The sequence below is a fragment of the Cnuibacter sp. UC19_7 genome, from assembly GCF_042699995.1.
Taxonomy (GTDB): domain Bacteria; phylum Actinomycetota; class Actinomycetes; order Actinomycetales; family Microbacteriaceae; genus Cnuibacter.
In genome coordinates, this window is sequence record NZ_CP170560.1 from 2182802 (window position 1) to 2204590 (window position 21789).

A 21789-nucleotide genomic window follows, 5' to 3' on the forward strand; every position below is an offset into this window, starting at 1 on the left:
GCCGGTCAGATCCCCTCGGCCAGGCGGTGGTACGCGGCGTTCCAGCGCACCTCGTGCTCGAAGCCGCGCAGCGTCGTCGACTCGTCGATGGTGAGCAGCTCGATGCCCGCGATGCGCGCGAAGTCGTCGAAGGCCTCGATGGCCACCGCCGTCGACATGACGGTGTGGTGAGCGGCGCCGGCGGTGAGCCAGGCGGCGGCCGACGTGGCGAAGTCGGGTCGGGGGCGCCAGACGGCGCGGCCGACGGGCAGGTTCGGCAGCGGGGCGCGCGGCTCGACCACGTCGACGACGTTCGCGGTGAGGCGGAAGCGGTCCCTCATGTCCGACAGGGCGACGACGACCGCGGGGCCGGGCTCGGCGGTGAAGACGAGTCGCACCGGGTCATCCTTCCCGCCGATGCCGAGCGGGTGCACCTCGAGCGACGGACGCGCCGTGGTGAGCGACGGGCTCACCTCGAGCATGTGCGCCCCGAGGATGGTCTCCGCACCCTCGACGAGGTCGTAGGTGTAGTCCTCCATGAGGCTCGCGCCACCCGGGAGTCCGGCGCCCATCACGTTCGCGACCCGGACGAGGATCGCGGTCTTCCAGTCGCCCTCGGCGCCGAATCCGTACCCCTCGGCCATGAGCCGCTGCACGGCGAGGCCGGGGAGCTGCTTCAGCGTCCCGAGGTCCTCGAAGCTCGTGGTGAAGGCGGCGAACCCGCCCTCCTCGAGGAAGGAGCGCAGCCCGAGCTCGATCGCAGCGCCATCCCGCAGCGACGAGTGCCGCTCGCCGCCGGCCCGCAGCTCGGGCACGACGTCGTAGAGCTCCTCGTACTCGGCGACGAGCGCGTTGACCGCGCCGCTGTCTGCCTCCGCCGCCTCGACCGCGGCGGCGAGCTCGTTCACCGACCAGGTGTTCACCTGCACGCCGAGACGGTGCTCCGCCTCGGTCTTGTCGCCCTCGGTCACCGCGACGTAGCGCATGTTGTCGCCGAAGCGCGCCAGCTTCATGGTCTGCGCGGCGTTCCAACCGGCCGCGGCGCGGGCCCACGTGCCGATCTCGGCGGTGACGCGGGGGTTGGTGGCGTGACCGACCACGGTCTTCCGCGCGATGCCGAGACGAGTCTGGATGTATCCGAACTCGCGGTCGCCATGCGCGGCCTGGTTGAGGTTCATGAAGTCGAAGTCGATCTCGCCGTAGGGCAGCTCGACGTTCGCCTGCGTGTGCAGGTGCAGCAGCGGCTTCTGCAGCGCGTCGAGGCCGGCGATCCACATCTTCGCGGGGCTGAAGGTGTGCATCCAGGCGATCAGCCCGATCACGGAGTCGTCGGCGTTCGCGTCGAGCATCGCGCGGCGGATCGCGGCCGGATCGGTGAGCACCGGCTTCCAGACGATGCGCACGGGCACGTCGCCCGCGCCGTCGATGGTCGAGGCGATGACCCGCGACTGCTCGGCGACCTGACGCAGGGTCTCCTCGCCGTAGAGGCCCTGGCTGCCGGTGAGGAACCAGATCTCGAGGCCGTCGAAGGAGGTGTTCAGAGGGGTGCGAGTGCTCACGCGAGTGATCCTGTCGGGTCCTGTCCGTAGACGTTCTGATAGCGGTTGAAGAGGGAGTCGACCGCCTCCTGGGCGATCGGGATGGGGGTGCCGACCTGGTGGGCGACGGTGACGCTGCGCGCGACGTCCTCCACCATGACCGCGGCCTTGACGGCGTCGCGGGCGTCCTTCCCGATCGTGAAGGGGCCGTGGTTCTGCATGAGGACGGCGCGCGAACGGTGCCCGCGGAGGGTCTCGACGATCCCGCGACCGATCGAGTCGTCGCCGATGATCGCGAACGGCCCGATCGGCACGTCGCCGCCGAACTCGTCGGCCATCGCGGTGGTCACGCAGGGGATCGAGCGGCCGGTCGCCGCCCAGCCCACCGCGTAGGGCGAGTGCGTGTGCACCACCCCGCCCACCTCGGGCATCTCGCGGTAGACGTAGGCATGCGCGGCGGTGTCGCTCGACGGTGAGCGGTCGGATCCGGGCGAACCGGGCACCACCTCGCCGTCGAGCGTGCAGAGGATCATGTTCGCAGGGACGAGGTCGTCATACGAGACTCCTGACGGCTTGATCACGAACAGGTCGGCACCGGGCACCCGGCCCGACACGTTGCCGCCCGTCCAGACCACGAGCCCATAGCGGACGAGCTCCGCGTGCAGCGACGCCACCTCGCTGCGGATGCGGTCGATCGCCGCGCTGAGGCCACCGTCGGCGGTCAGTTCCTCGTGGGTCGTCATGCGAGGGCCTCCACGGCGGCGCGCTCGACCGCGAGGCCGGCGCGATAGCTCTCCAGGTAGCGGGCGAAGCCGGCCGCATCGGCCGGATCGGGCGAGGTCGTGTCGGACGGCGCGTCGGCGAAGACGACGTCGTGCAGGTACTCGGCCAGCGGGATGTCGGAGCGACGGAGGTAGGCCGCGAGCACGGCCATGCCCCAGGGTCCGCCCTCGCCCGCGGTCGCCGATACCGTGACGGGCGCGTCGAGCGCGCCGGCGAGGAAGCGCTGGGCGACACCCGCGGTGCGGAACATGCCGCCGTGGGCCGACATCCGGTCGAGGCCGACGCCCTCGTCGGAGAGCACGCGCATCCCGAGCGCCAGCGTGCCGAACACGCCGTAGAGCTGGGCGCGCATCACGTTGGCGAGCGAGAACACGCTGTCGGGGGTGCGTACGAAGAGCGGCCGGCCCTCCTCCAGCCCGGCGATCGGCTCGCCGGCGAGGTGGTTGTAGGCCAGCAGGCCGCCCGCATCCGCGTCGCCGGCGAGGGCCTCGCGGAACAGCACGTCGAAGACGGCGTCGCTGCCTGCTCCTGCACCCGACGCCTCGCTGAAGCGCGTGAAGAGGCCCGCCCAGGCGGCGAGCTCGCTCGCGCCGTTGTTGCAGTGGACCATGGCGACGAGGTCACCCGAGGGCGTGGTCACGAGGTCGAGCTCGTGGTGCACCGCGGTGAGCGGGCGCTCGAGCACGACCATGGCGAAGATGCTCGTGCCGGCGCTGACGTTGCCGGTGCGCGGCGCGACCGCGTCGGTCGCGACCATGCCCGTCCCGGCGTCGCCCTCAGGAGGGCAGAGCGGGATGCCCGCCTGCAGCGCCCCGGTGGGATCGAGCAGGGCGGCTCCCTCGGAGGTCAGCTCCCCCGCGGGCGCCCCGGCAGGCAGCACGCGAGGAAGGAGGTGGGCCAGCGCGGGGAGAGTGGACCCGCGCTGACCCACGAGCTCGTCGTACTGGGCGACGATCCGTGCATCCCAGTCCCCGGTCGCGGTGTCGATCGGGACCATGCCGGAGGCGTCGCCGACGCCGAGGACCTTCTGGCCGGTGAGCTTCCAGTGCACGTACCCGGCGAGCGTGGTCACGAAGTCGAGTCGGCTCACGTGCGGCTCGGCGTCGAGGACCGCCTGGTGGAGGTGGGCGACCGACCAGCGGAGCGGGATGTTCACGCCGAACAGCTCGGTGAGCTCGGCCGCGGCCGGGCCGGTGTTGGTGTTGCGCCAGGTGCGGAACGGCACGAGCAGCTCACCGTCCGCATCGAACGGCAGGTAGCCGTGCATCATGGCCGAGACGCCGACGGCCCCGGTCGTCGTGAGCTCGACCCCGTGGCGCTGCCGCACGTCGGCGACGAGCGCCGCGTACGCGGCCTGAAGCCCCTCCCAGACCGCCTCGAGCGAGTAGGTCCAGAGCCGGTCGACGAACTGGTTCTCCCAGTCGTGGCTGCCGGTGGCGAGCACGATCGTCGGGTCGTCGGCGTCGACCAGGCAGGCCTTGATCCTCGTGGACCCGAGCTCGATGCCGAGCGCCGTCCGTCCCGACGCGATCGTCTCGGGATCGCTCTGCCGTGCCTCCGCCATGCCTCTGCCCTCACCTCATTGTGACCGGTCACATTTCTTGTGGAGAGCATACGGGATGAGCGTGGCGGGCGCCATCCGCCTGGAAGGACACGGACTCGTCACCCCGACACCGATTCCCGCAAAGCTCGCCATATATGCCGACGCTTGGCCGGAATCGGTGTCGAAGCGCCACGACCCTGGGCGTCATAGCGGCGCGGGGCGGACACCTGCACAGGTGGAAGCGCTGCCGACCTCGTCGCGGGTTGCGCCCGCCCAGAGCGCCGTCGTCCCGCCCCCGGCCTCGAGCGCACGCACAGCGGGCGCAACCCGCGGAGGGTCCCGTTCTGATCCTCGGCCGGGCGGGTCAGCGCCGCTCGGTGATGCACCGAAGGACGTCGGCGGGGGTGGCCTCGGCGCTGCGCAGCACGCCGGAGACGCGGCCGTCGGCCAGCGTGTAGACGCGCGCCGTGAGCTTCAGCAGCTCCTCGATGCGGGTGGAGCCCATCACGACGGCGGTGCCGTCGGCGGCCAGGCGCCTGATGCCGTCGATCACGAAGGCGCGGTCGCCCGGCACGAGGTTCGCCAGCGGATCGTCGAGCAGGACGACCGTCGGTCGGTCGGCGTCGGAGCGGTCGAGCCAGAACTCGATGGTCTCCCGGATGCCGAACCGGCTCGACCGGTCCTCGCCCGATGCCTGCCCCAGGAGAGCGGGGAGCACGACCTGCCCGATCGCGCCGATGCCGGCCAGGGGCGCGACGGGGCGGTAGTCGCGATCCCGGTCCACGACGCCGGCCCGGGCGAGCTTCGCGAGCGTGGGCAGCGACACGCGCGACGGCACCCCGCCGAGCAGGCCGAGGTCGAAGGTGCGGTGGCGGTCGGTGGCGAGCGCCAGGCCGGCGGCGATCGAGGCCGCGGGGCTGCTCGCCGTGAACGGCGCGCCACCCACCTCGACCGTGCCCGACACGTCCGCACCGAGCGAGCGGCCGTAGAGGCTGTACAGCAGCTCCGACGCCCCGGATCCCGCCAGGCCAGCGATCCCCACGATCTCGCCGCGGGCCGCCGCCAGCGACACATCGCGGAGGATCGTCCGGGACGGATCGAAGGGGTCGCCCACCGTGTAGCCCGTGACGACGAGACCGTCGGATGCGGGAGCCTCCGCAGGGCGGGCGGGCGGCGCGGGCGCGTCGGCCGACCGCGGGATCCGCGATGCCATCGCCTCGGCCAGGTCGTGGCGGGTGACGTCGGCCCCCGCCGACTCCTCCGCCGTCATCGTCACGCGCCCCCGCGACAGCACGGTGACGTCGTCGGCCGTCGCCACGGCATCCGCGTCGCTCCACGTCGCGACGACGACGGTGAGGCCCGCGGCCCGCAACCCGCGAAGGCCCGTCGACACCACCGCCCGCTCCTCCGCGTCGAGCCGGGCGAAGGGCTCGTCGACCAGCATCAGGCGGCATCCGGTCACCATGGCGTGCGCGAACTCCACGACCCGGCGTGCACCGGGGCCGAGATCTCGGGCGCGTTGCACCACCACCGAGTCGTCGAGACCGAGGGGCGCGAGCAGCTCGGCGGCCGCGGAGAGCACCCGCCGACGCCCGGCGAGGAACCCGAGCGACCGCTCGTACCCCAGGAAGAGGTTGTCGGCGACCGTCATGTCGGGCACCAGGCTCGGCGAGCCCCGCAGGATGCGGATGCCTGCCGCCTCGGCCTCGGCCGGCGAGGTGAACGCCGCCTCACGACCGTCGATGAGGAGGGTGCCGCCCTCGGGTACTAGGTGCCCCGAGAGGACGGCGAGGATCTGCGTCGCACCCGAGAACTGTTCGCCGAGCAGCGCGTGGATGCTGCCGCGCCGCACCGTCAGCGAGACGTCGAACGCGCCCGTGAGCCGACCGGATGCTCGGGGCGACGCCTCCGACACCGCCGTGAGAGACCCGAGCACGACCGCCGACGAATCGGCGGTCGGCTCGCGTCTCACATCCGGAGAGGATACCGGCACGAAGGTCAACGCCCTCCGGAGCGGCGCTTGTTGTAGACGTCGAACGCCACGGCGAGGAGCAGCACGAGGCCCTTCACGGCCTGCTGCCACTCGATGCCGATGCCCATGATCGACATGCCGTTGTTGAGCACGCCGATGATCAGACCACCGACGATGGCGCCGCCGATCCGGCCCACACCACCCGTGACCGCCGCGCCGCCGATGAAGGCGGCCGAGATCGCCTCGAGCTCGAAGCCGTCACCGGCCTTCGGGCCGGCCAGGTTCAGCCGGGCGGTGAAGATCAGGCCCGCGAGACCGGCCAGGAAGCCCATGTTGACGAACAGCCAGAAGGTGACCGAGCGGGTCTTGATGCCCGACAGCTCGGCCGCGTGCAGGTTGCCGCCGATCGCGTAGACGTGACGACCGAACGTCGACCGGTTCATGATGATGCCGTAGATCAGCACCAGCACGGCCAGCACGATCAGCGTCACGGGGATGCCCTTGAAGGTGGCGAGGGCGTACGCGAAGAGCAGCACGGCCGCGGAGACGAGCACGAGCTTGACGATGAACCAGCTGATCGGCTCGACCTCCTGCCCGTAGCTCTGGCGGCCGCGGCGGGTGCGCACCGACTGCACGATCAGCACGACGATCGCGATGACGGCGACGCCCATCGTGAGCGGATCGACATCGAGCTCGCCGAAGACGTTCGTGATGAAGCCGTTGCCGAGCGCGCGGTACAGGTCGGGGAAGGATCCGATGTTCTGGTTGCCCAGCACCACGAGCGTGAGCCCGCGGAAGATCAGCATGCCCGCCAACGTGACGATGAACGCGGGTATGCCGACGTAGGCGATCCAGAAGCCCTGCCACGCGCCCACCAGAGCACCGATGGCCAGCGACAGCACGATCGCGAGCCACGCGGGCATGCCCATGTTGACCGCGAACACACCGGAGAGGGCGCCGACGAACGCGGCCACCGATCCGACCGACAGGTCGATGTGGCCTGCGACGATCACCATCACCATGCCGATCGCGAGCACGAGGATGTACCCGTTCTGCACGATGAGGTTCGACACGTTCTGCGGTCGCAGGAGCACGCCGCCCGTCAGGATCTCGAAGACCACCACGACCAGGATCAGCGCGATGAAGATGCCGTTCTTGCCCAGGTCGGAGAGGACGTGGCTGAGCGAGCGGGTCAGCTTGTTGTCGACGGGATTGACCCGTCCGCCGGCGGCGGTGTCGTCGGCCTGCTTCGTGGAGAGATCGGACATCAGGATCGTTCCTTTTCCATGGTCATGTACTTGATGAGGGTCTCCGGCGTGGCCTCTTCGATGGGGACCTCGCCGGTGATCCGGCCCTCGGACAGTGCGTAGATGCGGTCGCAGATGCCGATCAGCTCGGGCAGCTCGCTGGAGATGACGATGACGCCCTTGCCGTCCGCGGCGAGCTTGTTGATGATCGTGTAGATCTCGTACTTCGCGCCGACGTCGATGCCTCGCGTCGGCTCGTCGAGGATGAGCACGTCCGGATCCGAGTAGATCCACTTGCTCAGCACGACCTTCTGCTGGTTGCCGCCGCTGAGCTTGCCCACCTTCGCGAGCACCGACGGCGCCTTGATGTTCATCGACTTGCGGTAGCCCTCGGCGACCTTGAACTCCTCGTTGTCGTCGATCAACCCGCCGCGCTCGAGCTTCTTCAGCGACGCCATCGAGATGTTGCGCTTGATGTCCTCGATGAGGTTGACGCCGTATTGCTTGCGGTCCTCCGTGGCGTAGGCGAGACCGTTCTCGATCGCCTCCGAGACCGTCCGCGTCTTGATCTCGACGCCGTTCTTGAACACGCGCCCAGAGACCTTGACGCCGTAGGAGCGGCCGAACAGGCTCATCGCGAACTCGGTGCGGCCGGCGCCCATCAGCCCCGCGATGCCGACGATCTCGCCACGGCGCACGGTGAGGTTGACGTGGTCGACCACGATGCGGCTCGGGTCCTGCGGGTGGTACGCCGTCCAATCCTCCACGCGGAGGATCTCGTCGCCGATGTGCGGGGTGTGGTCGGGGTACCGGTGCTCCAGGTCGCGCCCCACCATGTCCTTGATGATGCGCTCTTCGGTGACGTTCGACTTCGGGATCGTCTCGATCGCCTTGCCGTCGCGGATGATCGTGACGGTGTCGGCGATCTTGCGGATCTCGTTGAGCTTGTGGCTGATGATGATCGACGTGATCCCCTGCCCCTTGAGGGAGAGGATGAGGTCGAGCAGGTGGTCGCTGTCCTCGTCGTTGAGCGCCGCCGTCGGCTCGTCGAGGATGAGCAGCTTCACCCGCTTCGACAGCGCCTTCGCGATCTCGACCAGCTGCTGCTTGCCGACGCCGAGGTCGAGCACCCTGGTCGTCGGGTTCTCACGCAGACCGACCCGCGCCAGCAGCTTGGCAGCCTCCGCGTTGGTCTTGTTCCAGTCGATCAGGCCGAGCGGGCCCTTGATCTCGTTGTTGAGGAAGATGTTCTCGGCGATCGAGAGGTACGGGCTGAGTGCGAGCTCCTGGTGGATGATCACGATGCCCTTGGCCTCGCTGTCGCGGATGTCGCGGAACTGAGCCGTCTCGTTCTCGAAGACGATCTCGCCGTCGTAGGTGCCGTGCGGGTAGACCCCGCTCAGCACCTTCATGAGCGTCGACTTGCCGGCCCCGTTCTCGCCGCAGATGGCGTGCACCTCCCCCCGCGCGACATCGAGGGTGACGTTCTGCAGCGCCTTGACCCCGGGGAAGGTCTTCGTGATGTTGCGCATCTCGAGGATGTTGGTCGTCACCCTGTGGCTCCTAGCGTGTCGTGATGAGGGGAAGCGTGTGCGGCTCCACCGGGGCCCGGTCGGATCGAGATCGATCCGACCGGGCCCAGGCAGAGCCTCGTGGACGAAGGGGATCAGCCCTTGATCTGGTCCTCGGTGTAGTAGCCGCCGTCGACCAGGACCGACTGGATGTCGTCCTTGGTCACGACCACCGGCTGCAGCAGGTAGGACGGGACGACCTTCTTGCCGTTGTCGTAGGTCTTCGTGTCGTTCGTCTCCGGGGTGCCGCCGGTCAGCAGCGAGGTGGCCATCTGCACGGCGACCTTGGCGAGCTCGCGCGTGTCCTTGTAGATGGTGGAGTACTGCTCACCGGCCTCGATGGCCTTGACGGAGTCGAGCTCGGCGTCCTGACCCGTGATGATCGGCATGTCGGCGGTGGTGTATCCGGCGGAGGTCAGCGCGGAGATGATGCCGCGCGAGAGGCCGTCGTAGGGGGAGAGCACGCCGTTGACCTTCGAGCCGTCGGAGTAGGTCGAGGTGAGGATGTTCTCCATGCGGGCCTGCGCGGTGGCCGGGTCCCAACGGAGAGTGGCGACCGTGTTGAAGTCGGTCTGGCCGCTCTTGACCTTGAGGGTGCCGTCCGAGATGAAGGGCTTCAGCGTGTCCATCGCGCCGTTGAAGAAGAACGTGGCGTTGTTGTCGTCGGGGCTGCCGGCGAACAGCTCGATGTTGAACGGACCGGTGTTGCCCGTCTTGTTGCCGCTGGCGTCGAGGACGCCGAGACCGGTGAGGAGCGACGTGGCCTGCTCGACGCCGACCTTGTAGTTGTCGAAGGTGGCGTAGTAGTCGACGTTGTCCGAGTCGCGGATCAGGCGGTCGTACGCGATGACCGGGATGTCGTTGTCCTTGGCGTTCTGCAGGGTGTTCGTCAGCGTGGTGCCGTCGATCGAGGCGATGATCAGGGCCTTGGCGCCCTTGGTGATCATGTTCTCGATCTGCGAGACCTGGGTGGGGATGTCGTCCTCGGCGTACTCCAGGTCGACGGTGTAGCCGGCGGCCTCGAGCTGCGACTTGATGTTGTCGCCGTCCGCGATCCAGCGCTCCGAGGAGCGGGTCGGCATCGCCACGCCGATGAGGCTGCCGTCGCCGGCCTGGGCGCCGTCGGTGGAGCTGCCGCTGCCGGATCCGCCACTGGAGCAGGCGGCCAGCGAGAGCGCCACTGCTCCCGCGGTGAGGAGGGCGAGTAGGGCTTTCTTCTTCACGGTGAACTTCCTTTTCTCGTGGTGCGGGATTGACTTCGTTGTCAGCAGGGTCGCTGCGCTGAGAGTGATTCTTCGTTCGGGATGTGATCCACGGAGGGCTGCTCGTCGAGCGGCCGCTTCGCTTCCTCCGACGCAGCCTCCGGGACGGCGTCGGGGGTCTGTGTGCTCGTCCTGTCGGCAGAGGACGGGGAGGTGCTCCACTCCAGGTGGAGGTCGCCGGCGTCGGCGAGAGCCTGGATGCGCTCGGTGGCGGTGACCGCGTCCGGGGCGGTGTGGCCCACCGCGAAGAGGCCCTCGGTGCCCACGAAGACGGCGTGGACGCCTGGCTCCTCGAGTGCGGGGAGGACGGCGGGGTCGAGCGGGCCGTCGAGCGCGGGGAGCGTGACGGGGGTCGCCGACTGCGTGGCGGCGGGCGCGGTGTCGGTGAGCGGAGCGTCGACGGGCGCGGCACCGGTGGGTGCCGTGTCGGTGGGGCGCGTCCACGCGGCGGACTGCGCTGGGTGGGTGTGCACGATGCCGCCGACGGTGGAGAGCCGGCGGTACAGGAGCGCGTGGGTCGCCATCGACGCGGTGGTCGCCGCGCCCGCGCCGATCGTGTGCTTCTGCACCCGGCCCTCGAGGTCCGAGACGATCGTGTCCGCGGGGGTGGCCGCCTCCTGCGCGGAGCGGCCGGGCGTGATGACGAAGAGGTCGGATCCCGGGACGCGGGCCGACACCGATCCGCCTCTCAGCGAGGAGAGCCCGCGGGCGATGATGTCGCTGTCGACCCGTGCGACCTCGGCGCGGGTGCGGGCGATCGCGACCTCGACGCTGGCCCGGAGGCTCATCGTGCGAGTCCGTCCACGATCACCGCGCCGCCGGCGGCGGTGGTGGCGGTGCAGACCGCAGAGGCAACGGACACGACTCAAACTCCCTTGTTCGGCGCTTCAATGTGAACGGTCACATTGGGCTCGAACGAAATAGTGCATCATCTGCACGGCGCTGTCAACCACATCCCCGCGCAGTGATCGCGGTGCGGGTTCCGGCTCAGAGCGGAGTGGGCGGAGCGGTGCTCTGACGCACCACGAGCTCGGGCATGATCACCCTGGGTTCCGGCTCCTGGTTGCTCAGAGTGCCCAGCAGCAGGTCGACGGCGCGCCGTCCCAGCTCGCGGAAGTCCTGCCGGACCGTGGTGAGCGGCGGGCCGTAGTGCGCTGCCTCCGGCACGTCGTCGAAGCCCACGATGCTGACGTCGCGCGGCACGTTCAGCCCCGACTCCTGGATGGCGTGCACGAGCCCGAGCGCCATCTGATCGTTCGAGGCGAAGATGGCCGTGAAGTCGCGGACGCGCAGCAACTCGCGTCCGGCGAAGTAGCCGAAGTCCGCGCTCCAGTCCCCGAGAATCGGAGCCGTGATCGGAATGTCGTGATCCGACATCTCCGACAGGAAGCCGTGCATCCGCGCCTCTGCCTCGATCCAGTCCTGCGGGCCGGCGAGGTGATAGATGTCGCGATGGCCGAGCTCGATCAGGTGGCGCGTCGCCAGGCGCGCGCCGGCGATCTGGTCGACGGAGAGCGTGGTGCCGGACGCCTCGGCGCTCTGCAGGGTGACGTACGGGATCGACACGTTCATGTCGGCGAGCGTGTCGAGCACGCGCACCTGCGGGGCGACCACGACGATCCCCTCGACCGCCTGGCCGAGGAGGTGGTCGAGGCCCCGCTCGATCGACTCCGGACTGGTGTCGTCGAGCGTGACCGTGTGCACGTAGTAGCCGAGACTGCGCGCCGCCTGGTCGATCGCCTGGATGCTCGACGCCGGCCCGTAGTGCGCCGACTCCGACGCGATGACCCCGATGGTGTTCGACCGGCTCGTGACGAGGGTGCGCGCGGCCCGGTTGGGCCGGTACTGCAGCTCGTCCATCACCTGCAGGATGCGTGCCCTGGTCTCGCTCCGGATGCTCGGATGGTCGTTGATCACCCGCGAGACGGTCTGGTACGAGACACCCGCCAGGCGGGCGACATCGCGGATGCTGGGCGCCCTCCCGGGCTGCGTCTCAGCCATCATCCACTCACCCTCGCCCCGTCGTCCGGCGTGTCAAACATAGTCGCCGGGATGACGGGCCTGCGGACGACGTTAGGCGGATGGGTCGAGGGCCGGAGTGCCGTCATCATCCGGATCTCCGCTGATCGCGAGGGCGAGACTGGCGATCAGCACGAGACGCGTGAAGTACGGGCGCGCCGACCAGGGCAACGCGAGGATCGACGCGACGAGCGTCGCCGTGGCCTCGAGGAGCCGCTGGACATCGATGTCGGAGAGACTCTCGCCCCTCCCCACGCGTGAGCACCAGCCGTAGATGTCGGCGTCGATCAGAACGGCCCGCGCAGCACCATAGGTCCGGCCGGGCTCGACGTCCCGAGGGAAGCCCGAGGATCGATGGAGCTCGAGCTCGCGGCGGAGGTCGTCCAACATGGACCGCAGTCTATGCATGCTCGCGGGCGAGCTCGCTTCGCGAGGGCCAGGACTCCCCGTCGACGTCTCAACGGCACGTCGAAGACACTACATGCCCGCATGAGCATATGGCCGCCCGCGCAGCACACGCGTCCCCGGACGCGGTCGCCCGCGCTACTCCACCATGCTCACGGCGCCGGTGACCATGCCCACCAGCTGTTCGCCCGAGACGTTCTCCGTCCGAGTGCCGCCGACGACGCGACCGCCGCGCATCACCCAGACCTGCTGCGAGAGCCGCTTGACCTGCTCGAAGTTGTGGGAGACCACCAGTACCGTCTTCCCGCCCGCGACCACTCGGCGGATGAGATCCTCGACCTGCGCGGTCTCGTTCAGCCCGAGCGCGGCCGTGGGCTCATCGAGGATGATCATGTTCTTCGCCCACATCACGCCCCGCGCGATGGCGACGGCTTGACGCTGACCACCCGACAGACGCTTGACGGGGCGGTTCACCCCGGGAACGTTGACCGCGAGCTGGGAGACGAGCTCCGCGGCGTGATCCTTCATCCTCTTCCGCGCGAGGAACCTGAAGCCCGGGATGCCGCGGACGAGCTCACGATCCATGTACATGTTCTGCCATACGGTGAGCTGATCGCTGAGGGCTAGATCCTGGTAGACCGTCTCGATGCCCTTGTCTCGAGCGTCTCGGGGGGAGGTGAACCGCACCGGCTCGCCGTCGATCCGGATCTCCCCCGAGTCGGGTGTGTAGAGACCGGTGAGGCACTTGACCAGGGTCGACTTCCCCGCGCCGTTGTCGCCGACGATGGCGGTGACCTCTCCGGGCCTGATCGTGAGCGATGCTCCCTTGAGCGCGTGGACGTTGCCGAAGGACTTCTGCACGTCATCGATGACGATCTTGTCGTTGGTGGTCATTTCCGTCCCCTCATGAGCGTTGCGGCGGCGATCACGACGATGCCGATGACGAGCGGGGAGTAGAAGGCGCTGACCCCCAGCAGCGTGAGACCCGACTGCAGGAAGGTGAGCAGCACGGCGCCGATGACCGGGCCGTAGATGGTCGCCCGGCCCCCGAAGAGACTCACTCCACCGAGGACGACGGCGGCGATCGCCTTCAGCAGGTAATCGGTGTTGGTCGCCGGTTGACTGGACCCGATGTAGGAGGTGAGCAGGATGGCCCCGACGCCGCCCATGGCGCCGCAGATCATGTAGCCCGCCAGTTTGATGCGCGGCACCTTCAGCCCCATCGCCTTGGCCGCGTCCGGGTTGTCGCCGACCGCCAGCAGGTGGGTGCCGAACCTGGTGTGGAACAGGACGATGTGGAGCACGATCGCGATGCCGATGGCCACGAGGAAGTTGACGCGGATCCCTGCGAAGCTCATCGTGCTGATCGCGGTCAGCGCGCGTTCTCCGATCTGCACCGGCTTGCCCTGCGAGATGATCAGGCTGAGCCCCATCACCACGCTGAGCGAACCGAGGGTGACGATGAAGTCGGGAATCCTTACCCATCCGATGAACGTGCCGTTGATCGCTCCCACTGCGAGCCCCGTCAGCAACGCGATGAGGCAGCAGACGATCAGCGGGAGTCCGGCCTGGTAGGCCGTCGCCATCATGACGCTCCCGAGCGCGACGGTCGCCGCCAGGGAGAGGTCGATGCCCGCCAACGACACCGCGAACGTCGCTCCGAGTGCCAGGACGATCGGGATCGTCGAGTCCGCGAGCATGGTCGAGACGCTGGGCCACGAGAGGAACCGTGGGTTCAGCGCGGTGAACACGATCGTGAGCACGATGAGCGCTGCAGGTGCAGCGAGCTTCAGCCAGATCTCTTCGGACCCGAGGGCTCGCCGCAGGGAGGCCGCGGTGGCCGACGGGGTGGTGCGAACACGTGGTGGCGTCTGGGTCGTCATGGGTAAGGATTCCCTACTCGGAGGTGCGGGCTACTTGAACGGGTTCTCGACCGTGAAGCCCTCCGGCGGGGCGGGGAAGGAGTCGAGAGCGGCCTGGGCGTTCTTGGAGTCGACGATCAGGACGGGCGTCTCGACCTTCGCGGGTATCTCCTTGCCACCCATGGCGGCCACACAGGCCTGCACGGACTGGCTGCCCATCAGGTAGGGGAACTGCTCGATGGCGGCGGGCTGCCCGCCGGCGACGATGTCCTTGAGCTGGTCCTGCGTGCCGTCGATGCCGACGACCGCCACCTGTCCCTTCTTGCCGGCCTCCTCCACGGCCTGCTGGATTCCCATCGCCATGTCGCCGGAGGGGGTGAAGAAACCCTTGATGTCCGGGTTGGCGATCAGGATCGTCGCTGCCGCGCTCTTGGCCTTGGCCTTGTCGAAGTCGGCGGCGACGGTCTGGGTGATGGTGAGCTTGCCGTCGACAGCCTTCTGGAAGCCGTCGAGGCGGGCGATGTTCCCCGGGTCCGCGACCAGGCCGCCGATCAGCGCCACCTGCGAGCCCGCGTCGACGAGCGACAGCATCGCCTCTCCACCGGCCTGTCCGGCCGTCTCGTTGTTGGTTCCGACGTAGGTGGTGACGTTGACCCCTGCGTCCTTGGCCGCATCGAGGTCGATCGGGAGGTCGAGGTTCACGATCGGTGTCCCCGCCTGCGAGACGGGGACGAGCCCCGTGAGCAGATTGGTCTGGCTCGTCGGGTTGACGATGTAGCAGCCGTACCCCGCGGTGACGAGCGAGTTGAGCTTCGTAGCCTGGCCCGAGTCGTCGGTGACGTTCTCCGCCGCCACGATGGTGAGGTCGACGCCGGCTTCATCGGCGGCTGCTTGCGCACCCTCGGCCATGGCGCCGAAGTAGGTGTTGTCCAGCGGCTTGATGACCAGTGCGATCTTGCCGCTGTCGCCCGGGTCGCCGGACGGCGCCGCGGAGCCGGCGTCCGAGCATCCGGCGAGGGCCACCGCTAGGATGGTGGCCGACGCCGCGGCCGCTCCAACGGCTCGGATACGGGTTCGTGAACTCATTCTTCTCTCCTTTGAGGATGTGATTTCGGGTACTGCTGGTGCGACGTCGGGGGCTGATCGCAGCGTTCGCTTCCGGCTGTTCTGCGATCGGTCCCCGCTCTATCCCGTCCGTCGCTAGCGGGAGTCAGGGGCCACCGGGCCGACCATGAGCGGGGTGGTGAGCGGGATGCACCCGCACGTCGTCCCGAACTCGATGTCGATGTCGACGGATTCGTGGCGAGGGGGCAGTGTCGGATCCTGCGTCCGCTCGGCGAGCAGACGCATCGCCCGAGCCGCGACGTCCTGCACGGGGATCACCCCCTGGGTCGGCTTGAGCCCTGTGACGGTGGCCTCTCCGATGGAGTCGATGGTCGTGACCAGGACGTCCCTCGGGATGTGGAGGCCGAGGCGAGCGATGGCGGCCATGGCTCCCCAGAACATGCGGTTGTTGGTGGCGAACACTCCGAAGGGCGGCGTCATCGTCGAGAACAGCGCGTACGCTCCCGCGGCGGCATCGTCCGGCGTCGTGTGCCCTGAGGTGACGTGGGCCTCAAGACCGGCCGCGGTCATCACCTCCCGGTATCCGCTCTCGCGGTCTCGGACGTTCGACACGGACGTGTTCCCGGCGACGAGGGCGACCTGTCGCAACCCGTGATGCCGTACCAGGTGCTCCACCAGGCGGGCGGCGGCACGATGGTTGTCGGCCAGGACGTGATCGGCTGTCGTCTCCACAGAGGGAACGGAGCGATCGACGATGACAGTGGGGATCTCCGACACGGCGTCCGGCAGGCTCGGTGCCCCGCTGGGGAGCACGATGAGCCCGTCCACGCGCTGCTGCCGGAATGCACGAAGGTACCGCTCCTCCTGCTCGGGCTCCTCGTCGGAGTCACCCAGCAGGAGCGTCGGCGAGGTCGGGGTCAGTCGCTCCTCGATCGCGCGGGTCAGAAGGGCGAAGAACCCGTTGCGCACGTCGGGGATGATGAGGCCGATGAAGCCCGTGCGCTTGGTACGCAGACCCATCGCCGCCGCGTCCCCGACGTATGCCAGCTGCTTGGCGGCGGCCATCACACGCTCGCGCATCGCGTCGGTGACATAGGCCTCACCGTTCATGACGCGCGAGACGGTCTTCGTCGACACCCCCGCGAGTCGCGCGATGTCCACCGCACGCGCGGGAGGACGCAGCCCGGGACGGGGATCGGACTCAGCCATCAACACCACCACCAGAGAGACGAAGCGCACATAGACCACACCTTTCCATGCCGCGGAGATCAGCTCATGCACGGGAGCCCATGCCCTTCCGTACCGCCGATCCGGGAGAGAGGGGGATGGTGTCGGCGGGCGGATACGATTCGGGCGCCCACCACCCTGCCGCCACCCCGGCCAGCAGTGCTGCGCCGCGCGACACCGCCTCGCGCTCCTCGGCCATCTCGACGGGATACTGCGCTCGACGGAGCTTCGCCTCGACCCAGCGCCGACTGCGAAGACCCCCGCCGATCAGGAGCGTGGTCCCCGTGACACCGGCCAGCGCTCGCAGGTTCTCCTCCGCCTGAGCCGCCGCGTGTGCGTAGCCCTCGAGGGTGGCGGCCCACGCCTCCTCGGGCTGGGCGCTGAGCACGTCTGCCGGGATCTCCCCATCCTGCATCGCCAACAGCTGAGGAAGCGAGAGGGGTTCGGCCTCGACCCGGATGGACGAGAACTCGATGTCGCTGCGGTCCACTCCGAGCGCCCGCTGCAGATGCCGCATCGCCAACCCGGGACGCAACGTCTCCCACAGCAGCATGAACCGCTCTGTGCCGGGCCACGACGTGATGGTGAGGTCCCCCATCTGGCCAGGCCAGGCGGGGTGCGCGGCCGCCGGTGACGATGCCTCCCAGGGGACGACCAGGGGTTCGCCTGTCCCCATCGAGTCGATGACCTCGGTGCTGTCGCCGCCCGAACCGATGACGCCGACAGGGTGGTCATGACCGGCGATGGTGACGGGGATCCCTTCCGGAAGCCCGCTCCACGCCGACCCCGGACGTGACAGGAGGCCCATCATGGTCCCCGCTCGACGAGCGGGCGCCCACGCGAGGGAGTCCAGACCCAGGGCCGAGAGGATCTCTTCGTCGTAGCTGCCTGCGATCGGATCGAACGCTCCGCTTGAGGCGGCCAGGGATTGCTCCTGAGCGATCGCCCCCGTCAGCTTCCACACGGTCGCTCCGGCCACGCCCGTCCAGGTGCCCCGACCGCTGTACCCGTTGCGAAGGAGCCATCCCAGCTTCGCGACGCTGGTCACGCTCCGCGGCTGGCGTCCGGTGCGGCGCTGGATCTCGCTCACGCCGAATGCGTCCACGAGTTCGCGCACGATCTCCGAACCGCGGTCATCGTGCCACGCCACCAGAGGAAGCTCGGAGGGACCCTCGGCATCGATCAGGGTGCCCGTCTCGCCCATGCTGGCCACCCCCACCGCCGCTACCCGGGAGGCGAGGGCGCCGAGCCCGGCCACGGCGTCCTGAACGGCTCCGAAGAGCGCCGAGATGGTCATGTCGACGCCGTGCTGACCGGCCACGAACGGAGTGGGCGCCACGCCGATCCCGATCGAACGACCATGACGGTCGATGGCGTTCGCCTTGATCGACGACGTGCCCAGGTCGATGCCTAGCAGCAGCTCGTCTCGCATGGTGGGTCCCGTCCTCGTTGACGCCCGAAAGGTCTCCGGGGATCTGTCTATCGGTGGACAAGGTAACACTTCCCCCCTACTCTGTCTACCGTTGTCAATCTTTCGCCGGGTCCGGTGGAAGTCATCACTACGGAGGTTCCAGATTGGCTCTCATCACTCTCGCCACAGCGCTCGATGCAGCGCGCGAAGGCAGCTACGGGGTCGGGGCGTTCAACGTCACCGACCTCCCGCAGGCAGAGGCGGTCCTGGACGCCGCCGCGCAGACCGACTCTCCCGTGATCGTCCAGACGATCGCGGGGTCCTCAGCCCATGGGCGTGACGAGCTCTTCTGGGAGGCTCTGGTCAATCTGATCGCGAACTACCCTGACGTCCCCGTCGTGCTGCACCTCGACCATGGCGCCGGCTACGACGATTGCGTCCGCGCCATCGCCGCGGGATTCACCAGCGTCATGATCGACGGCAGCATGCGCGATGATCACGTCACGCCGGCGACCTTCGACGAGAACGTGGCGGTGACGCGCCGGGTCGTCGAGTATGCGCACGCCCACGGCGTCTCCGTCGAAGGAGAGCTGGGGACGATCGGCGGATCCGAGGACGGCGGAGCGAGCAGCAAGGAGATCGTCCTCGCCGATCCCGAGGAGGCCGAACGGTTCGTGGCACTGACCGGAGTCGATGCGCTCGCCGTGGCGATCGGCACCTCCCACGGCGCCTACAAGTTCACCAGTCCGCCGGATGGCACGGTGCTTCACATGGACCTCATCGAGGAGATCGCGGAGCGGGTCCCGACGACCCACCTGGTCATGCACGGCTCGTCGTCGCTCCCCGGCGATCTGCGCGAGATCATCAACGCCCACGGCGGGAAGCTCCCGGAGTCATGGGGTGTGCCGGAGTCGGAGAAGGCTCGCTCGACGCAGCTGGGGATCCGCAAGATCAACCAGGGCATGGACTCCCACATGGCCTACACGGCCGCGGTCCGCACCTACCTCGATGAGGATGGGATCGGGTGCGATCCCGCCCTGTACCAGAGCCGCGGTCGGGTCGCGATGCAGCAGATGGTCGCAGACCGCATGGAGGTCTTCGGGCAGGCGGGGCAGGCTCACCGCCACCGCTGAGTCGTCGGCGCCCGACGCCCGCGAGCTCAGCCGGGGGGGGGATCGGAGCAGCCGCTCCGCCCTCCCCCGCAGCGAACGACCCAGTACCGACGCTGGGGCCGAGGGCGCTGCGGTAGCGGGCGGGGGCTGCGGGGGCGAAGCGGGCGCACCTCGTGCCACACTCTCCGCATGGAACAGCGCGTCAGCTTCATCACCCTCGCGGTCGCCGATCTCGCTCGCAGCCGTGCCTTCTACGTCGACGGGCTCGGGTGGGAGCCCGTCTTCGCCGGCGACGACGTCCTCATGCTGCCGGTGGCCGACCGGGTCATCCTCTCGCTCTGGTCGAGGGAGGGCTTCGTCGAGGAGATCGGCGAAGAACCGACATCCGGAGTCGCTCCGTTCACCCTCTCGCACAACGTCGCGACGCCCGCCGACGCCGACGCCGTGCTCGACGAGGTGGCGGCGCTCGGCGCCCCGGTGAGCGCCGGCCGGCAGCGTGAGTGGGGCGGCTACTCGGGGTACTTCTCCGATCCGGACGGGTTCCGGTGGGAGGTCGCGGTCAACCCGGGCTCGACCGGGACGTTCGTGCTCCCCGACCCCCAGGACGCGTGACCCGTCGCTGACGCCCCTTGCCCGCGTGCCGGGAGTAGCGTCGAGCGGCGAGAAGAGGCCCTTCCCACGCCCACAGGAGGGCGGGTTCTCGCCGTTCGACGGACACCCTGCGGTCCGAGTTCCGCGCGCTGCGGCGAGCGGCGAGAAGAAGCCCCTCCCGCGCCCGGGGGAGGGCGGGTTCTCGCCGCTCGGCGGAGGGAAGGGGCGGGCAGGGCCGCAGAGCGCGGATCAGGAGACAGGGGCGGTGCTGCGGCGGCGGAGGAGGACGGGCTCGATGGGGGCGGACGCGGCCTCGGCGTCGAGGCCCAGGAGGCGGTCGACGCAGCGGCGGCCGAGCTCGGCGAAGTCCTGGCGCACGGTGGTGAGCGGCGGCCAGAAGTGGGCCGCCTCCGGGATGTCGTCGAACCCGACGACGCTGATGTCGTCGGGAACGCGCACCCCGCCCTCGTGCAGTGCGTGGAGCAGCCCCAAGGCCATCTGGTCGTTCGACGAGAAGACCGCCGTGATGCGGCGGTGTGCCGCCAGTTCGAGGCCGATCCGGTACCCGGAGCCGGCGCTCCAATCACCCTCCAGGATGGCCGCGGGTGCCAGCCCCGCCGAGTCGAGCACGGCGCTGAACGCGGCTGAACGGGCCGTGGCATCGAGCCAGTCGGACGGTCCTGCGATGTGGGCGATCGAGGTGTGGCCGAGCTCGAGCAGGTGGCCGACCGCGAGACCGACGCCCGCGGCCTGATCGACCGCGAGACCGGGATGCGTGCCGTGCCCCGGCGCCTGCAGCATGACCCGGGGCAGAGCCGACGGCAACGTCTCGAGCGCGGTGAGCGCCTCGCCGTGGGGTGCGATCACCGCGAGCGCCTCCACCTGCTGCGAGAGCAGGTGGTCGAGAGACGAACGCACCTCCCCCTGGCTCGTGCTCCCCGTGTCGGCCACCGAGACGGTGTAGCCGTGGGCGCGGGCCGCCGTCTCGATGGCCTGGATGCACGACGCCGGTCCGAACTCCGCGCTGGAGGTCGCGAGGATCCCGATCACTCCGGAGCGGCGCGTGGACAGCGACCGCGCCGCGCGGCTGGGCGTGTAGCCGAGCTCGGCGATGACCGCCTGGACCCGCTCGCGGGTGGCCTGGCGCACGCTCGGATGCTCGTTGAGCACCCGGGACACCGTCTGATACGAGACTCCGGCCAGTCTGGCGACGTCGCGGATGCTGAGCCCGGTGGCGGCCCCCTCACCGGGCGGCTGCGCCTCGGCACTCGTCATCCGCCGAGTGTATCGGGCAGGCGCACGTCCGAGGAGGGGAGCAGACTGGAGGACATGCGCATCGCGGTCACAGGGTCCTCCGGCAAGCTCGGGTCGGTCGTCGCGGCGGAGCTCAGAGCCGCCGGGCACGACGTCATCGGTCTCGACGCCGTCGGGCAGCGCGGGCCGGGCTTCGTGCAGGTCGACCTCGCCGACTACGGTCAGGTGATCGACGCCCTGGGCGGCGTCGGCGACCAGCACGAGGGCGTGGATGCGCTGGTGCACCTCGCCGCGATCCCCGCGCCGGGCATCCGAAGCGACATCGCCACGTTCCACAACAACATCGCGGCGACCTTCAACGTGTTCTGGGCGGCGACGCGGCTCGGCATCAGCCGCATCGTCTACGCCTCCAGCGAGACCGTGCTCGGGCTGCCCTTCGACGTGCCGCCGCCCTACATCCCGGTGGACGAGGACTACCCGGCGCGTCCGGAGTCGGTGTACTCGCTCGTGAAGCACCTCGAGGAGCAGCTGGCGATCGAGCTGGTGCGCTGGCATCCGTACCTCTCGATCACGGCACTGCGATTCTCGAACGTGATGGTCGAGGAGGACTACGCCGCCTTCCCGTTCGACGACGACCCGCTTGAGCGCAAGTGGAACCTGTGGGGCTACATCGACGCGCGCGACGGCGCGCAGGCGGTGCAGCGTGCCCTCGAGGTCGCACCGGCGGGCTTCGACCGGTTCATCATCGCGGCCGCCGACACCGTGTCGACCGTCTCGAACGAGCAGCTCATCGCCGAGGTGTTCCCGGACGTACCGCTGAAGCGCGCCGTGAGCGCGGAGGAGACTCTGCTGTCGATCGACAAGGCCCGCCGCCTGCTCGGCTATGCCCCGCAGCACTCCTGGCGCGACTCGCGAGGCGTCTGAGCCCGAGCGGGCTCAGCCCGACCC

Annotated in this window: 19 protein-coding genes; 3 read left to right on the forward strand and 16 right to left on the reverse strand. The window is 69.3% G+C overall.

The window, feature by feature from the left end:
* Nucleotides 1-5: 5 nt before the first annotated feature.
* The 15 genes from araA to ACFJGV_RS10410 form a co-directional block, all read right to left on the reverse strand.
* A complete protein-coding gene (araA, locus tag ACFJGV_RS10340; RefSeq protein WP_378143825.1) occupies nt 6-1538 on the reverse strand; it encodes an L-arabinose isomerase in 1533 nt (510 codons plus the stop codon).
* Nucleotides 1535-2260: an L-ribulose-5-phosphate 4-epimerase gene (locus ACFJGV_RS10345; RefSeq protein WP_378143826.1), complete on the reverse strand. Its 726-nt coding sequence runs from the start codon at nt 2258-2260 to the stop codon at nt 1535-1537. The genes araA and ACFJGV_RS10345 overlap by 4 nt, the downstream gene beginning before the upstream one ends.
* The gene (locus ACFJGV_RS10350; protein ID WP_378143827.1) at nt 2257-3864 is read right to left on the reverse strand and encodes a xylulokinase; all 1608 of its coding nucleotides are present in this window, start codon (nt 3862-3864) and stop codon (nt 2257-2259) included. The genes ACFJGV_RS10345 and ACFJGV_RS10350 overlap by 4 nt, the downstream gene beginning before the upstream one ends.
* 343 nt (nt 3865-4207) lie before the next feature.
* Nucleotides 4208-5815: an ATP-binding cassette domain-containing protein gene (locus tag ACFJGV_RS10355; protein WP_378143828.1), complete on the reverse strand. Its 1608-nt coding sequence runs from the start codon at nt 5813-5815 to the stop codon at nt 4208-4210.
* 26 nt (nt 5816-5841) lie between these two features.
* Complete coding sequence (mmsB, locus tag ACFJGV_RS10360) at nt 5842-7083, reverse strand: multiple monosaccharide ABC transporter permease (RefSeq protein WP_378143829.1); 1242 nt, start codon at nt 7081-7083, stop codon at nt 5842-5844.
* Nucleotides 7083-8615, reverse strand: coding sequence for a multiple monosaccharide ABC transporter ATP-binding protein (mmsA, locus tag ACFJGV_RS10365; RefSeq protein ID WP_378143830.1), 1533 nt, complete (start codon nt 8613-8615; stop codon nt 7083-7085). The genes mmsB and mmsA overlap by 1 nt, the downstream gene beginning before the upstream one ends.
* 113 nt (nt 8616-8728) lie before the next feature.
* A complete protein-coding gene (chvE, locus tag ACFJGV_RS10370) occupies nt 8729-9856 on the reverse strand; it encodes a multiple monosaccharide ABC transporter substrate-binding protein (RefSeq protein ID WP_378143831.1) in 1128 nt (375 codons plus the stop codon).
* Between the two features lie 41 nt (nt 9857-9897).
* Nucleotides 9898-10683 (reverse strand): class II aldolase/adducin family protein, encoded by a 786-nt coding sequence (locus tag ACFJGV_RS10375; RefSeq protein WP_378143832.1) that lies wholly within the window; start codon nt 10681-10683, stop codon nt 9898-9900.
* Nucleotides 10684-10882: 199 nt separating this feature from the next.
* Complete coding sequence (locus tag ACFJGV_RS10380) at nt 10883-11899, reverse strand: LacI family DNA-binding transcriptional regulator (RefSeq protein WP_378143834.1); 1017 nt, start codon at nt 11897-11899, stop codon at nt 10883-10885.
* Between the two features lie 69 nt (nt 11900-11968).
* Nucleotides 11969-12304, reverse strand: a complete 336-nt coding sequence (locus ACFJGV_RS10385; RefSeq protein WP_378143835.1) for a hypothetical protein — start codon at nt 12302-12304, stop codon at nt 11969-11971.
* A 153-nt stretch (nt 12305-12457) separates the two neighbouring features.
* Nucleotides 12458-13213, reverse strand: a complete 756-nt coding sequence (locus ACFJGV_RS10390) for an ATP-binding cassette domain-containing protein (RefSeq protein ID WP_378143836.1) — start codon at nt 13211-13213, stop codon at nt 12458-12460.
* Nucleotides 13210-14202, reverse strand: a complete 993-nt coding sequence (locus tag ACFJGV_RS10395; RefSeq protein WP_378143837.1) for an ABC transporter permease — start codon at nt 14200-14202, stop codon at nt 13210-13212. The genes ACFJGV_RS10390 and ACFJGV_RS10395 overlap by 4 nt, the downstream gene beginning before the upstream one ends.
* Before the next feature lie 30 nt (nt 14203-14232).
* Nucleotides 14233-15267, reverse strand: a complete 1035-nt coding sequence (locus tag ACFJGV_RS10400; RefSeq protein ID WP_378143838.1) for a substrate-binding domain-containing protein — start codon at nt 15265-15267, stop codon at nt 14233-14235.
* A gap of 114 nt (nt 15268-15381) precedes the next feature.
* Nucleotides 15382-16455 (reverse strand): LacI family DNA-binding transcriptional regulator, encoded by a 1074-nt coding sequence (locus ACFJGV_RS10405; protein WP_378143840.1) that lies wholly within the window; start codon nt 16453-16455, stop codon nt 15382-15384.
* Nucleotides 16456-16519: 64 nt separating this feature from the next.
* On the reverse strand, nt 16520-17905 hold the full coding sequence (locus ACFJGV_RS10410; protein WP_378143841.1) for an FGGY family carbohydrate kinase: 1386 nt from the start codon (nt 17903-17905) through the stop codon (nt 16520-16522).
* A 143-nt stretch (nt 17906-18048) separates the two neighbouring features.
* Between ACFJGV_RS10410 and ACFJGV_RS10415 the strand changes: the two genes are divergently transcribed.
* A complete protein-coding gene (locus tag ACFJGV_RS10415; protein WP_378143842.1) occupies nt 18049-19017 on the forward strand; it encodes a ketose-bisphosphate aldolase in 969 nt (322 codons plus the stop codon).
* 168 nt (nt 19018-19185) lie between these two features.
* Complete coding sequence (locus tag ACFJGV_RS10420; protein WP_378143843.1) at nt 19186-19608, forward strand: VOC family protein; 423 nt, start codon at nt 19186-19188, stop codon at nt 19606-19608.
* Nucleotides 19609-19836: 228 nt separating this feature from the next.
* On the opposite strand, the gene ACFJGV_RS10425 is transcribed toward ACFJGV_RS10420, so the two are convergent.
* Nucleotides 19837-20862 (reverse strand): LacI family DNA-binding transcriptional regulator, encoded by a 1026-nt coding sequence (locus ACFJGV_RS10425; protein ID WP_378143844.1) that lies wholly within the window; start codon nt 20860-20862, stop codon nt 19837-19839.
* Between the two features lie 54 nt (nt 20863-20916).
* Here ACFJGV_RS10425 and ACFJGV_RS10430 point away from each other — a divergent pair, with 54 nt between their 5' ends.
* Nucleotides 20917-21765 (forward strand): NAD-dependent epimerase/dehydratase family protein, encoded by an 849-nt coding sequence (locus ACFJGV_RS10430; protein ID WP_378143845.1) that lies wholly within the window; start codon nt 20917-20919, stop codon nt 21763-21765.
* Nucleotides 21766-21789 lie beyond the last annotated feature (24 nt).